Raw genomic sequence first — 13,542 nt, 5'->3', positions numbered from 1 at the left:
GGCAGCATGCGCATCGCTCTGTTCCAGGGCGCACCCAAGCCACTGGACGTGCCCGGCAACCTGCAACGGTTGCGCCACCAGGCGCAACTGGCGGCCGAACGCGGGGCCAGTTTGCTGGTGTGCCCGGAGATGTTCCTGACCGGCTACAACATCGGCCTGGCCCAGGTCGAGCGCCTGGCCGAGGCCGTCGATGGCCCGGCGGCCATGGAGGTGGTGGAGATCGCCCAGGCGCACCGCATCGCCATCGTCTATGGCTACCCGGAGCTTGGTGATGATGGCGCGATCTACAACAGCGTGCAGTTGATCGATGCGCACGGCCGCAGCCTGAGCAACTATCGCAAGACCCACCTGTTCGGCGAGCTGGACCGCTCGATGTTCAGCGCAGGTTCCGATCACTTCCCGGTGGTGGAGCTGGATGACTGGAAGGTCGGCCTGCTGATCTGCTACGACATCGAGTTCCCGGAAAATGCCCGGCGCCTGGCGCTGGACGGTGCCGAGCTGATCTTGGTGCCGACGGCGAACATGTCGCCGTACGACTTCATCTGCCAGGTGACCGTGAGGGCGCGGGCGCAGGAGAACCAGTGCTACCTGGTGTATGCCAACTACTGCGGCTCGGAAGGCGAGATCCAGTATTGCGGGCAGAGCAGCATCATCGGCCCGGATGGCAGCCTGCTGGCCATGGCCGGGCGGGACGAATGCCAGTTGCTGGCGGAGCTGGAGCATGAGCGGGTGGTGCAGGGGCGCGGGGCGTTTCCTTACCTGAGCGATCTGCGCCAGGAGCTGCATCTGCGTAAAGGCTGACAGGGGCCGCTGTGCGGCCCAATCGCCGGCAAGCCAGCTCCCACCTCGACCGCACCGGTTCCAAGGCATGTGCAGTCCCTGTGGGAGCCGGCTTGCCGGCGATAGGGCCAGGCCTGCCAACACAAATGGGTTAGCATGAACACCTGACCCGGAGTTTCCATGCCTGACGCCACCCGCCACCTCACCCTCGCCAACGGCCTGCAGCTGACCCTGCGCCACGCCCCGCGTCTGAAGCGCTCGGCCGCCGCCCTGCGGGTGCACGCGGGCAGTCACGACGCGCCGACCAATTGGCCCGGCCTGGCCCACTTTCTGGAGCACCTGTTCTTCCTCGGCACCTCGCGCTTCCCTCTGGACGACGGCCTGATGCGCTACGTGCAGGCCCTCGGCGGCCAGGTCAATGCCAGCACCCGCGAACGCACCACCGACTTTTTCTTCGAGGTCCCGCCCAGCGCCCTGGCCGGGGGGCTGGAGCGCCTGTGCCAGATGTTGGCCGAGCCAGACCTGGGCATCGAGCGCCAACGCCGCGAACGCGAAGTAATCCATGCCGAGTTCATTGCCTGGTCGCGCAGCCCTCAGGCCCAGCAGCAGTTCGCCTTGCTGCAATCGGCAGCGCCCGGCCATCCATTGGGCGCTTTTCATGCTGGTAACCGGCACACCCTGGCCTTGCAGGATCCTGCCTTCCAGCAAGCGCTCGGTGGCTTTCACCAGCGCTTCTACCAAGGCGGCCAGGTCACCCTGAACCTGTGCGGCCCGCAATCGCTGGATGAACTGGAATTGCTGGGCCGGCAGCATGCCAAGCTGTTCGCAACGGGTGAACGGGTGCCACAAGCTCTGCCACCGCCTTTATCGGCGACCGACACGCACCTGCTGTTCAGCCACGAAAACCTGCCGGGAGGTGCCGAGCAGGCCCTTGAGTTGCTGATCGCCTGCCTCGGCGATAGCCGCCCGGGCACCTGGCTGCATGCGCTTCGCCAGCGTGGTTGGCTGCAAGGCTTCAAGGCCGAGGCGCTGTATGCCTTCGCTGGGCAGTTGCTGTGGCACATTGATCTGAAGCTGAGCGAGGACGCCTGCCCAGAGGAAGCCGATGCCCTGTTGCAGGGCTGGTTCGGCTTCATCCGCCAGGCCGCCCCTGAGCAATTGAGTGCCGAGTTCGAACTGCTGCAGCAAAGCCGCGAACACAGCGCCAGCGCGCTTGAGCTGGCCCGCCGGGACAGCGCCGGCCAGCCGTTCGCCGGCCTGGACACACAAGGCTTGCAGGCCCTTCGTGCCCTGCTGGAAGGCCTGCCGGGCCGCGCACATGGGCATTGGCAACTGCCCGCCGTCGACCCCTTGCTCCTGGCCGACTTGCCTGATGCCAGTCCGCACCCGCTGCCAGCGGCACTGAAAGTGAGCGACCAGCTGCCTGGCGCCCGTCAGTACGCGGCGCTGTACCTGCGCTGGCATGTCCCGTCCCCCTTGCGCCAGCGCCTGCATGCGCTGCTCGAACGCACCTTGCACCCCCTGCAGGAGCGCTGCGAGCGCGTATCGGTGCAGCTGCAGTTCAGTACCGCTGGCGAATATTGGCAACTGCGCTGCGCCGGGCTGCCGGCAGCGGTATTGCGCACTGTAGAACAGGCCTTGGCACTGATGCTCAAGCCCCCGGCAGGCAGCTGGCTGCCCAGTTCGACGCAGCCTCCAGCACTGATCCCCATCCGGGCCCTGCTCAAGCAGCTGCCCGACGCCGTGCTGGGCGCCGCGCCTGCACCTGCTCCGGCCTGCACCCTGGCACAGACGCATCTCGACAGCCTGTGGCAGCAAGCACGCTGGCACGGCCTGGCTGCCGGCTTCGACGATGCCGCCCTGAACGCATTGGGCACCGCGCTTCAGCACTGCCCTGGCCAAGGCTCGGCGCCTGGCCCTCTGCCCGCCTGGGCCAACCACCGTTGGCAACATGCCGAAGTACCTGGCAGTGAGCATGCCCTGCTGCTGTTCTGCCCACTGCCGGCGGCCATGGAGGCCGCTGGCCGCCTGCTCACCCAATTGCTGCAAGGGCCGGTTTACCAACGGCTGCGGGTAGAATTGCAGCTCGGCTATGCGGTATTCAGTACCTTTCGTCAGGTCGAGGGGGTCGGCGGCCTGCTGTTCGGGGTCCAGTCGCCTCATGCCAGCCAGGTACAGATCCTCGACCACCTGCTCACCTTGCTGCGCCAGGGCGTCACCCTGGCCCCTGCCGCTGGTCAGGCCCTGGCCGGGCAATTCGATGAACCGGCGATGGGCAACGCCGAAGTCGCCGAATGGGCGTGGCAGACATTCCTGGCCACACAACCCGGCAGGCTGGATGCGTTGCGCAGGTCTATCCTGAAAACGCGGCAGACGGATCTGGACCAGCTGCTGAGCCACTTGCTCGATACAGGCTCCACTTGGCTATGCCTTGCCAACGCTGCCGCACCAGATGCTTCCTGGCTGGGTACAACCCCATGATTGTTACGAAAACCGCAACGGAGTTTTCGAATAATTAACCTTTCGGTACAAATTTTTCTTGTAAGATAGCGCAATCCCAGCCATGGGAACCTCCAGCCAATGGCGGTACCCAAGTAGTAGCTGACAAACCCACCCCCTCATCCGGAAGGAGTAATTCCATGTGGACCAAACCTGCATACACTGATCTGCGCATCGGCTTCGAAGTCACCATGTACTTCGCCAACCGCTAAGCCCGGCTTACGGTTCAACGCCTCGGCCTGCCGGGGCGTTTTCGTTTTTTTGCTACGGTTTCTGCAGAGAGAGTGGCCATGTACATCCAGGTTCTCGGTTCCGCCGCCGGCGGCGGGTTCCCACAGTGGAACTGCAACTGCGTCAACTGCAAGGGCTTGCGTGACGGCACCCTGCGTGCCACGCCACGCACCCAGTCGTCCATCGCCCTGTCCGACGACGGCGTGCACTGGGTGCTGTGCAATGCCTCGCCCGATATCCGCGCCCAGCTCCAGGCCTTTGCGCCGATGCAGCCGGCCCGCGCCCTGCGCGACACCGGCATCAACGCCATCATCCTGCTGGACAGCCAGATCGACCACACCACCGGCCTGCTCAGCCTGCGCGAAGGTTGCCCGCACCAGGTGTGGTGCACCGACATGGTCCACCAGGACCTGACCACCGGCTTCCCGCTGTTCAACATGCTCAGCCACTGGAACGGCGGCCTGCAGTGGAACCGCATCGAGCTGGAAGGCAGCTTCGTCATCGACGCCTGCCCCAACCTGCGCTTCACCCCGTTCCCCCTGCGCAGCGCCGCACCGCCCTACTCGCCGCACCGCTTCGACCCGCACCCGGGCGACAACCTTGGCCTGCTGGTCGAGGACACCCGCACCGGCGGCAAGCTGTTCTACGCCCCGGGCCTGGGCCAGGTGGACGACAAGCTGCTGACGATGATGCACGGCGCCGACTGCCTGCTGGTCGACGGCACCCTGTGGGAAGATGATGAAATGCAGCGCCGTGGCGTGGGCACCCGCACCGGCCGCGAAATGGGCCACCTGGCGCAGAACGGCCCAGGCGGCATGCTGGAGGTGCTGGATGGCTTCCCGCGCCAGCGCAAGGTACTTATCCACATCAACAACACCAACCCGATTCTCGACGAAGACTCGCCCGAGCGTGCCGAAGTGCTGCGCCGGGGTGTGGAAGTGGCCTTTGATGGCATGAGTATCGAGTTGTAAAAAGGTCTGCGAGTTACACAACCCCCTGTGGGAGCGGGCATGCCCGCGAAAAATCCAACACGGTGTATGGCACCGGCTTCGCCGGTGTTCGCGGGCATGCCCGCTCCCACAGGGGGCGAGGTGAGCCCAGACTCAGCTATACAGGAGCCAGCCGAATGAGCGACGCACTGCCAATGTCCCCTGCCGAATTCGAGCAGGCCCTGCGCGCCAAGGGCGCCTACTATCACATTCATCACCCGTACCACGTGGCGATGTACCAGGGTCGCGCCACCCGCGAACAGATCCAGGGCTGGGTAGCCAACCGCTTCTACTACCAGGTCAACATCCCGATGAAGGATGCCGCGATCCTGGCCAACTGCCCGGACCGCGAAGTGCGCCGCGAGTGGATCCAGCGCCTGCTCGACCACGATGGCGCGCCCGGCGAGGACGGTGGTATCGAAGCCTGGCTGCGCCTGGGCCAGGCCGTGGGCCTGGACCCGGACCAGCTGCGCTCCCAGGAGCTGGTACTGCCCGGTGTGCGCTTTGCCGTGGACGCCTACGTCAACTTCGCACGCCGGGCCAGTTGGCAGGAAGCGGCCAGCAGCTCGCTGACCGAGCTGTTCGCCCCGCAGATCCACCAGTCGCGCCTGGACAGCTGGCCGCAGCATTACCCGTGGATCGACCCGGCCGGCTACGAATACTTCCGCACCCGCCTGGGCCAGGCCCGGCGTGACGTGGAGCACGGCCTGGCGATTACCTTGCAGCACTACACCACCCGCGCGGGCCAGGAGCGTATGCTGGAGATACTGCAGTTCAAGCTGGATATTCTCTGGAGCATGCTCGACGCCATGAGCATGGCCTACGAGCTGAACCGCCCGCCCTATCACTCCGTCACCCAGGAACGGGTGTGGCACAAAGGGATCACCCTATGAGTTTCGACCGTAATCAAGTGCCAGCCTGGCGCCCCGGCTACCGCTTCCAGTACGAGCCGGCGCAAAAGGGCCATGTGCTGCTGTACCCCGAGGGCATGATCAAGCTCAACGACAGCGCGGCCCTGATCGGTGGCCTGATCGACGGCCAACGCGACGTTACCGCGATCATCAGCGAACTCGAACAACAGTTCCCCGGTGTCCCGGAAGTGGCCGATGACATCGAGCAGTTCATGGAGGTGGCCCGTGCCGAACACTGGATCGTCCTCGCCTGAGTTACCGCCCACGCCCGCAGTCGGCCTGCCGCTGTGGCTGCTGGCCGAGCTGACCTACCGCTGCCCGCTGCAGTGCCCGTACTGCTCCAACCCGCTGGACTTCGCAGCCCAGGGCCAGGAGCTGAGCACCGCGCAGTGGTTCAAGGTGATGGCCGAAGCCCGGGAAATGGGTGCCGCGCAAATCGGCTTTTCCGGCGGAGAACCGCTGGTACGCCAGGACCTCGCCGAACTGATCGGCGAGGCCCGCCGGCTGGGCTACTACACCAACCTGATCACCTCGGGCATCGGCCTGACCGAAGCGCGCATCGCCGACTTCAAGAAAGCCGGCCTGGACCATATCCAGATCAGCTTCCAGGCCAGTGACGAGCAGGTCAACAACCTGCTGGCCGGCTCGAAGAAGGCCTTCGCGCAAAAGCTGGAAATGGCCCGTGCGGTAAAGGCCCATGGCTACCCGATGGTGCTCAACTTCGTCACCCACCGGCACAACATCGACAAGATCGACCGCATCATCGAGCTGTGCATCGCCCTGGAAGCCGACTTCGTCGAGCTTGCCACCTGCCAGTTCTACGGCTGGGCCCACCTCAACCGGCTGGGCCTGCTGCCGACCCACGCGCAGCTGGAACGGGCCGAACGCATCACCAACGAGTACCGGGACAAGCTCAAGGCCGAGGGCAACCCGTGCAAGCTGATCTTCGTTACCCCGGACTACTACGAGGAGCGCCCCAAGGCCTGCATGAATGGCTGGGGCAGCCTGTTCCTCACCATCACCCCGGACGGCACCGCCCTGCCCTGCCACGGCGCGCGCCAGCTGCCGGTGCAGTTCCCCAACGTGCGCGACCACGACCTGCACCACATCTGGTACGACTCGTTCGGCTTCAACCGCTTCCGCGGCTATGAGTGGATGCCCGAACCCTGCCGTTCCTGCGACGAGAAGGAAAAGGACTTCGGCGGCTGCCGCTGCCAGGCCTTCATGCTCACCGGCGATGCCAGCAACGCCGACCCGGTGTGCGCCAAGTCGGCCGACCACGGCATCATCCTCAAGGCCCGCGAGGAGGCGGAAAGCGCCCAGCTCACCATTGAAGAGATGACCTTCCGCAATGAACGAAACTCCCGTGTCATCGTCCGCGGCTGAGTTCAGCGCGGCCCAGGCAGTTGCCGCCGGCACCGACTTCGCCGAACTCAAGGTCAGCGCCGCGGGGCTGTTCTGGAACGAGTTTCGCCCGGCCGATGGTGCCTGTCGCATCTGGCACTGGCAGCACCAGCAGGCCCGCTGCCTGACCCCCGATGGCTTCAGCGTGCGTAGCCGGGTGTACGAATACGGCGGTGGCAGTTTTTGCCTGGGTGGTGACGGGCTACTGTTCGTCAACGAAAAGGACCAGCAGGTCTATACCCAGGACCTGGAAGGCGCGGTACCACGTGCCCTGACCGATGATGCCAGCTGCCGCTACGGCGATGTGCAGTGGCACGACGGCCTGGTGCTGGCGGTCGAGGAGCAGCATGGCGAACGGGTCGAGCATCGCTTGGTCGCCCTGGGTGAACGAGCCCGCGAAGTGCTCGCCGAGGGTGCCGACTTCTATGCCTCGCCTACGGTGAGTACCGACGGCCAGCGCCTGGCGTGGGTCGAATGGGACCGCCCGGCACAACCCTGGACCGTCACCAGGCTGATGTGCCGCACACGTGATGCAAGTGGCCACTGGGGGCCCGCGCAATGTGTGGCCGGCGCTGACGAATCGCTGCAGCAGCCGCGCTTCGATAGCGAAGGCCGACTCTTCTGCCTGTCTGACCGCAATGGCTTCTGGCAACCCTGGGGCGAGATCGATGGCTGCTGGCAGGCCCTGCCTGCCGAGCCCGCGGACCACGCTGCGGCGCCCTGGCAACTGGGCGCCAGCACCTGGTTGCCACTGGGACAGCAAAGCTATCTGGCCAGCTGGTTCGAAGACGGCTTCGGGCAACTGGGGCTGCGTACTGCCGATGGCCGCCTGGAGCGTTTCGCCAGCGCCTACACGCGTTTTCGCAGCCTGGCCATGGATGCCGAACACCTGTACGCGATTGCCGCCTCGCCGATCAGCCCGCCGGCGGTCATCGCCATCGCCCGTAGCAACCACGAGGTCAGCGTATTGGCTGGTGGCGCCGAAATGCTGCCGGCAAGGCATATCAGCCTGCCGCAGTCGATCCACTACGGCAGTGACGGCCACCGCGCCCATGGCTTCTTCTACCCGGCAGCCCGCTCGCAAGGGGCCGCGCCGCTGGTGGTGTTCATCCACGGCGGGCCGACTTCGGCCTGTTATCCCGTGCTCGACCCGCGCATCCAGTACTGGACCCAACGCGGCTTCGCCGTCGCCGACCTGAACTACCGGGGCAGCACCGGCTATGGCCGTGAATACCGCCAGGCCTTGCATCTGCGCTGGGGTGAAAGCGATGTGGCCGATGCTTGCGCGGCGGTGGAACACCTGGCCGGACGTGGGCTGGTCGACAGCCGCAAGGCGTTCATCCGCGGCGGTAGCGCGGGCGGCTACACCACACTGTGCGCCCTGGCATTCCATGATGTGTTCCGCGCCGGCGCCAGCCTGTACGGGGTCAGCGACCCGGTTGCCCTGGGCCGGGCCACCCACAAGTTCGAAGGGGACTACCTGGACTGGCTGATCGGCGACCCGCTGCAGGATGCCGAGCGCTATCGCCAGCGTACGCCGCTGCTGCATGCGGGGCAGATCAAGGTGCCGGTGATCTTCTTCCAGGGCGAACTGGATGCGGTGGTGGTGCCGGAGCAGACGCGGTCGATGCTGGCGGCATTGCAGGCTAACGGGATAGAGGCCGAAGGGCACTTCTATGCGGGGGAGCGTCATGGGTTCCGCAAGGCGGAGAACCTGGCGCATGCCTTGGAAGAAGAGTGGAAGTTCTATTGCCGGGTGTTGGAGGGCTGAGATTCTGGGGCCGCTTTGCGGCCCATCGCGACACAAGGCCGCTCCTACAGGGATCGGACAAGCCCGAATGTGGCGCTGTACCTGTAGGGGCGGCCTTGTGTCGCGATGGGCTGCAAAGCAGCCCCAAAAATCTCAGCGCTTGGCGATGATATACACCGCATGCACGATCCCCGGAATGTACCCCAGCAAGGTCAGCAAGATATTCAGCCAGAACGCCCCGCCAAACCCCACCTGCAGGAACACGCCCAGCGGTGGCAGGATGATGGCGATGATGATGCGTATAAAGTCCATGCGAGTCTCTCCTGAAGGGGTTACATCAGAGACTAGCCGCCCGCCACAGAGGTTCAACAGGCAAAAAAAAACGCCCCGGGCCGAATGAAACAGGCCAAGGGCGATGCGCAGGAACGCCAGACGGTTCGTAGAATTCTCGATGTCACCAGGCCGCTAGGCTGGCATTTCGCGGCGGGCCTGCTGCTGGGCGTGCAGGCGGGCAAAGGCACGGGCCAGGCGCAGCAGCATTTCGTCGATGTTGCCCTTGCTCACGGTCAGCGCTGGCGAAAAACGCACCACATCCGCCTGCGGTGCGTTGAGCAACAGGCCTTCGTGCAGGGCAGCCGCCACCAGCTCGCGGGCCAGGTTTTCTTTCATCTGCAGGGCCCACAGCAGGCCTTGCCCGCGCACTTCGCCCTGGCCATAACGCCCGGCCAGCCGGCTCAGGCCTTCACGCAGGTGGCGGCCGTTGTCTTGCACGTGGGCGAAGAAGCCAGGCTCCAGCACGGTATCCAGCACGGCCAGGCCGGCGGCGCACATCAGCGCGTTGCCATGGTGGCTGCCTTCCAGTTCGCCAGGTTCGGCGCAGCACGCCGTGCCCCGGGCCAGCAAGGCCGCCAGCGGCACGCCACCGCCCAGGCCCTTGCCCAGGGTGATGATGTCGGCGCGCACGCCGTAGGTTTCCTCGGCCAGCAGCGCGCCACAGCGGCCGATGCCGGTCTGCACCTCGTCGAGGATCAGCAGGATGCCCAGTTCGCGGCACAGCGTTTCCACACCCTTGAGGTATTCCTGCGAAGCCGGGATGACACCTGCCTCGCCCTGGATCGGCTCGAGCATGATCGCCACGGTGCGCGAGTCCACCTCGGCGTGCAGCGCCGCCAGGTCATTGAACGGCACCTTGCTGAAGCCCGGCAGGCCCGGCTCGCAGCGGTTGCATGGCAGCGGGTCGGACGCCGACAACGCGCCTAGGCTGCGGCCATGGCAGGCCTGGCTGGCGGTAATGATGTGATAGGCGCCGTTGCGGTGCAGTTGGCCCCACTTGCGCGCCAGCTTGATCGCACCTTCGCAGGCTTCGGCACCGCTGTTGAGCAGGTAGGCCTGGTCGCTGCCGGTGCTCTGGCACAGGCGGTTGACCAGCCCCAGCAGGCCACGGCTGTGGAAGCCCGAGCCCGGGTTGATCAGCGCCTGGGCCTGGTTGCCCAGCGCCTTCACCAGCACACTGGGGCTGTGGCCCAGGCTGTTGACTGCACCACCCTGGGTGAAGTCCAGGTAGGCATGCCCTTCGTTGTCCCACAACCAGGAGCCCTGGCCACGCACGAACACCTGCGCTGCGCGTTCGGTGCTGGGCATCAGGCGCTCACGCGACAGCTGCGGCGCTTCCGGCACGATCACCGGCGCACGCTTGGGCTCGGCGACGGCGGCAGGGGCCGGGCGGCGCAGGTTGAACAGGTTCATCAGGGCTCCAACCAATCACGACAGGGGCGGCCAAGGTGCGGTCTGGGTGCCGGCACTCGATATTTTGCCTTGCCTATCAAAAGTGTTTTTCATCCGGGGTAACAATCGATCGATTCATCGCTGTAACCCGTTGGAATACGGCGATAGACTAGGCCTCGAGAGGGTTTTCGACCATTTCGTTTTTCCAGCATTTTCGATAAGTGTCACTTATGGATTTCCGCCAACTGCGTTATTTCGTCGCGGTGTATGAAGAAGGCCACGTGGGCCGCGCCGCCGAACGCCTGTCGCTGTCCCAGCCAGCGCTTTCCCAGCAGATCCGCCAGCTGGAGCACAGCCTCGACCTGAGCCTGTTCGAGCGCAGCAACAAGCGCCTGCTGCCGACTCTGGCCGCCCACACCCTGTACAACCACGCCCTGCCACTGCTCGACGGCCTGCAGCGAGCCCACGAGGCCATGCGCAACTTCAAGGGCCAGTCGCTGCGTACTTTGGCCATCGGCGTGCTGCAGACCGTGCGACCGAGCCTGGTGCCGCAGCTGCTCGAACGCCTGCGCAGGGCACAGCCGCACCTTGTGGTGCAGATCTACGAATTGTCGGGGCTGGAGATCGAACGGCGCTTGCTCAATGGCAGCCTGGACATTGGTATCAGCTACCTGCCGCCACGCCAGCCGGGGCTGCATGGTCTGCTGCTGTACGAAGATGAGCTGCAACTGGTCATCCCCGCTACCCACCCGTTGAAGGACTTCAAGAAGGTGTCCATCCGCCAGGCCGCCGAGCTGCCCATGCTGATGCTGGGCGAGGAGTTCCAGATCCGCCAGATCTGGCAGGCGCAGCTGGCCAGCCAGGGGCGTCGGCCGCAGGTGCAGGCAGAGATGAACAACATGGCGGGGATTCTCGACAGCCTGGCCCATACCGCGCTGGCCACCATCCTGCCGGGGCGGGCCAAGGAGGCCGCCGAGGATGACCAGGGGCTGCTGTGGAAGCCGTTGAGCGAGCCGCGGGTACCGCTGAAGGTTGGCTTGGTGTTCCGCGATGCCCAGCGCCAGCAGGCCTCTGTGGAGCTGCTGCGCACGCTGCTGGAGGAAGAGACGGATGCCCGCCTGTTGGGTGCATCACCGCTGGATGTGCTGGGCTGAAAAACAAGCGCACAAAGAAAACCCCGCCGAAGCGGGGTTTTCCAGACTGTTTCCCTGTGACATCCGTATCGCCCCGCCATCCTGGCAGGTGGTCCTTCGTCGTCATCCTTGATCTGTCCTTTGCGCTTCCTGCGCAACGTCCATGTGGTAAAGAATAACCGTGGATCCAATCTGAGAACAGTGGTGAAAAGTCACCACGTTGTGTAGGAAAAAGCTTACACGGCAGGTGCCACAGGGGAACGCATAGCCATTCGAGCTTGCGCGGTACCTGTGGGAGCGGCCTTGTGTCGCGATGGGCTGCGCAGCAGCCCCCAAATCTGTCAGAACTGCTCGGCATCCAGCAGGTACAACGACTCACTCCCCGCCTTCACCGAAGCCACCAGCGAATCCACCCGCGGCAGCAACCGCGCAAAGTAGAACCGCGCCGTACCCAGCTTGCCCGCATAGAACGCTTCATCCCCCTCACCCGCCTGCGCCGCCCGCGCCATCAATGCCCACATGTAGGCATAGGCAACATAACCAAAGGCATGCAGGTACTCGACAGAAGCCGCGCCAATCTCGTTCGGGTTGCCCTTGGCCTGTTCCAGCACCCACTCGGTCAGCCCGTCGAGCTGATCGAGATAGGCAGCCAACGGCTTGGCAAATTCCTCCAGCTCGCTACCCGCGCTGGCAATGAACTGGCGAATCTCGTCGGAGAACAGCCGGTAGTACGCCCCACCACTGGCCACCACCTTGCGCCCCATCAGGTCGAGGGCCTGGATGCCGTTGGTGCCTTCGTAGATCTGCGTAATACGCACATCGCGCACCAGTTGCTCCTGCCCCCATTCGCGAATGTAGCCATGCCCGCCGAACACCTGCTGGCCGTGCACCGCGCACTCCAGGCCCAGGTCGGTGAGGAAGGCCTTGGCCACCGGCGTCAGCAGTGCCACCAGCTCTTCGCTGCGCTTGCGCACGGCGGGGTCTTGGCTGTACTTGGCACTGTCCAGCTGCATGGCCACGTAGCTGGAGAAGGCACGGCCACCCTCGATCAGCGCCTTCATGGTCAGCAGCATGCGGCGCACGTCCGGGTGGACAATGATCGGGTCAGCGGCCTTGTCCTTGGCTTGCGGCCCGGTCGGGGCGCGGCTTTGCAGGCGGTCGCGGGCATACTCCACGGCATTCTGGTAGGAGCGCTCGGCCGAAGCCAGGCCCTGGATACCAACGCCCAGGCGCTCGTAGTTCATCATGGTGAACATGGCCGCCAGGCCCTTGTTCGGCTCACCGACGATATAGCCGACCGCTTCGTCGAAGTTCATCACGCAAGTGGCCGAGGCCTGGATGCCCATCTTGTGCTCGATCGAGCCACAGGTGGCCGGGTTGCGCGCCCCCAGGCTGCCGTCTTCATTGACCAGGAACTTCGGCACCAGGAACAGCGAAATGCCTTTCGGCCCCGCCGGTGCGTCCGGCAGCTTGGCCAGCACCAGGTGGATGATGTTCTCGGTCAGGTCGTGCTCGCCGCCGGTGATGAAAATCTTGGTGCCGCTGACCTTGTAGCTGCCGTCGGCCTGGGGCTCGGCCTTGGTGCGGATGATGCCCAGGTCGGTACCGGCGTGCGGCTCGGTCAGGCACATGGAACCGGCCCACACACCGGCGTACATGTTCGGCAGGTATTTTTCCTTCAGCGCTTCACTGGCGTGGGCATTGATCGACAGGCAAGCGCCAGCAGTCAGCATCGGGTACAGGCCGAAGGACAGGCTGGAGGCGTTGACCATTTCCTCGACCTGGGCCGAGATGACCTTGGGCATGCCCATGCCGCCGAACAGCGGGTCGCCGCCCACGCCCACCCAACCGCCATCGGCATAGGTGTTGTAGGCGTCGATGAAACCGGCCGGTGTGCGCACCGCGCCGTTGTCCCAGTGGCAACCCTCTTCATCCGCAGCGCGGCTGAGCGGCGCAATGGATCTGGCAGTGACCTTGCCGGCTTCTTCCAGCACCGCCATGGCCGTGTCGGCATCGACAACCTCGGCCAGCCCGGGCAACTGCGCCCACTGCTCGGCCACGTTGAAGACTTCATTCAGTACGAAGCGCATGTCGCGCAGGGGCGCTTTATATTCAGCCAT

General features: G+C 65.0%; 12 protein-coding genes. 9 read left to right on the top strand and 3 right to left on the bottom strand.

The window, feature by feature from the left end; all coding sequences use genetic code 11:
- Positions 1-6: 6 nt before the first annotated feature.
- From CAG44_RS09810 to CAG44_RS09775, 8 genes are all read left to right on the top strand, one after another.
- The gene (locus CAG44_RS09810) at positions 7-801 is read left to right on the top strand and encodes a carbon-nitrogen hydrolase family protein (protein ID WP_085692023.1); all 795 of its coding nucleotides are present in this window, start codon (positions 7-9) and stop codon (positions 799-801) included.
- Positions 802-960: 159 nt separating this feature from the next.
- Positions 961-3,261, top strand: a complete 2,301-nt coding sequence (pqqF, locus tag CAG44_RS09805; protein ID WP_085692022.1) for a pyrroloquinoline quinone biosynthesis protein PqqF — start codon at positions 961-963, stop codon at positions 3,259-3,261.
- A 158-nt stretch (positions 3,262-3,419) separates the two neighbouring features.
- A complete protein-coding gene (gene pqqA / locus CAG44_RS09800; RefSeq protein ID WP_003243383.1) occupies positions 3,420-3,491 on the top strand; it encodes a pyrroloquinoline quinone precursor peptide PqqA in 72 nt (23 codons plus the stop codon).
- Between the two features lie 78 nt (positions 3,492-3,569).
- A complete protein-coding gene (pqqB, locus tag CAG44_RS09795; protein ID WP_024086143.1) occupies positions 3,570-4,481 on the top strand; it encodes a pyrroloquinoline quinone biosynthesis protein PqqB in 912 nt (303 codons plus the stop codon).
- A 155-nt stretch (positions 4,482-4,636) separates the two neighbouring features.
- A complete protein-coding gene (gene pqqC, locus CAG44_RS09790) occupies positions 4,637-5,392 on the top strand; it encodes a pyrroloquinoline-quinone synthase PqqC (RefSeq protein ID WP_003255592.1) in 756 nt (251 codons plus the stop codon).
- Entirely contained in the window at positions 5,389-5,664 is a 276-nt protein-coding gene (gene pqqD / locus CAG44_RS09785; protein WP_085692021.1) for a pyrroloquinoline quinone biosynthesis peptide chaperone PqqD, read from the top strand. The genes pqqC and pqqD overlap by 4 nt, the downstream gene beginning before the upstream one ends.
- Positions 5,636-6,796, top strand: coding sequence for a pyrroloquinoline quinone biosynthesis protein PqqE (pqqE, locus tag CAG44_RS09780; RefSeq protein WP_085692020.1), 1,161 nt, complete (start codon positions 5,636-5,638; stop codon positions 6,794-6,796). Before pqqD ends, pqqE begins: the two co-directional genes overlap by 29 nt.
- Positions 6,762-8,585 (top strand): S9 family peptidase, encoded by a 1,824-nt coding sequence (locus tag CAG44_RS09775; protein ID WP_085692019.1) that lies wholly within the window; start codon positions 6,762-6,764, stop codon positions 8,583-8,585. Before pqqE ends, CAG44_RS09775 begins: the two co-directional genes overlap by 35 nt.
- 132 nt (positions 8,586-8,717) lie before the next feature.
- Here the strand turns inward: CAG44_RS09775 and CAG44_RS09770 are convergent, their stop codons facing one another.
- Positions 8,718-8,876, bottom strand: a complete 159-nt coding sequence (locus CAG44_RS09770) for a YqaE/Pmp3 family membrane protein (RefSeq protein WP_009681539.1) — start codon at positions 8,874-8,876, stop codon at positions 8,718-8,720.
- A gap of 153 nt (positions 8,877-9,029) precedes the next feature.
- Positions 9,030-10,310 carry an aspartate aminotransferase family protein gene (locus CAG44_RS09765; protein ID WP_085692018.1) on the bottom strand — a complete coding sequence of 427 codons (1,281 nt, stop codon included), beginning with the start codon at positions 10,308-10,310 and terminating at the stop codon, positions 9,030-9,032.
- A 209-nt stretch (positions 10,311-10,519) separates the two neighbouring features.
- On the opposite strand from CAG44_RS09765, the gene CAG44_RS09760 reads away from it, so the two are divergent.
- Positions 10,520-11,443: a LysR family transcriptional regulator gene (locus CAG44_RS09760; protein ID WP_004375209.1), complete on the top strand. Its 924-nt coding sequence runs from the start codon at positions 10,520-10,522 to the stop codon at positions 11,441-11,443.
- Between the two features lie 320 nt (positions 11,444-11,763).
- Here CAG44_RS09760 and CAG44_RS09755 read toward each other — a convergent pair whose 3' ends face one another.
- Positions 11,764-13,542: an acyl-CoA dehydrogenase C-terminal domain-containing protein gene (locus CAG44_RS09755; protein WP_085692017.1), complete on the bottom strand. Its 1,779-nt coding sequence runs from the start codon at positions 13,540-13,542 to the stop codon at positions 11,764-11,766.

Source organism: Pseudomonas sp. B13(2017), from assembly GCF_002113245.1.
GTDB classification, from domain to species: domain Bacteria; phylum Pseudomonadota; class Gammaproteobacteria; order Pseudomonadales; family Pseudomonadaceae; genus Aquipseudomonas; species Aquipseudomonas putida_Z.
The sequence above is the reverse complement of the archived record's forward strand: the minus strand, read 5'-3'. Positions and strand labels throughout refer to the sequence as shown.

What these genes read in the sequence shown, in the direction of transcription:
- pqqF (WP_085692022.1), top strand. Translation starts at nt 961, where the DNA reads ATGCCTGACGCCACCCGCCACCTCACCCTCGCCAACGGCCTGCAGCTG.
- pqqD (WP_085692021.1), top strand. Translation starts at nt 5,389, where the DNA reads ATGAGTTTCGACCGTAATCAAGTGCCAGCCTGGCGCCCCGGCTACCGC.
- pqqB (WP_024086143.1), top strand. Translation starts at nt 3,570, where the DNA reads ATGTACATCCAGGTTCTCGGTTCCGCCGCCGGCGGCGGGTTCCCACAG.
- CAG44_RS09755 (WP_085692017.1), bottom strand. Translation starts at nt 13,542, where the DNA reads ATGGCTGAATATAAAGCGCCCCTGCGCGACATGCGCTTCGTACTGAAT.
- CAG44_RS09765 (WP_085692018.1), bottom strand. Translation starts at nt 10,310, where the DNA reads ATGAACCTGTTCAACCTGCGCCGCCCGGCCCCTGCCGCCGTCGCCGAG.
- CAG44_RS09775 (WP_085692019.1), top strand. Translation starts at nt 6,762, where the DNA reads ATGAACGAAACTCCCGTGTCATCGTCCGCGGCTGAGTTCAGCGCGGCC.
- CAG44_RS09770 (WP_009681539.1), bottom strand. Translation starts at nt 8,876, where the DNA reads ATGGACTTTATACGCATCATCATCGCCATCATCCTGCCACCGCTGGGC.
- CAG44_RS09760 (WP_004375209.1), top strand. Translation starts at nt 10,520, where the DNA reads ATGGATTTCCGCCAACTGCGTTATTTCGTCGCGGTGTATGAAGAAGGC.
- pqqC (WP_003255592.1), top strand. Translation starts at nt 4,637, where the DNA reads ATGAGCGACGCACTGCCAATGTCCCCTGCCGAATTCGAGCAGGCCCTG.
- CAG44_RS09810 (WP_085692023.1), top strand. Translation starts at nt 7, where the DNA reads ATGCGCATCGCTCTGTTCCAGGGCGCACCCAAGCCACTGGACGTGCCC.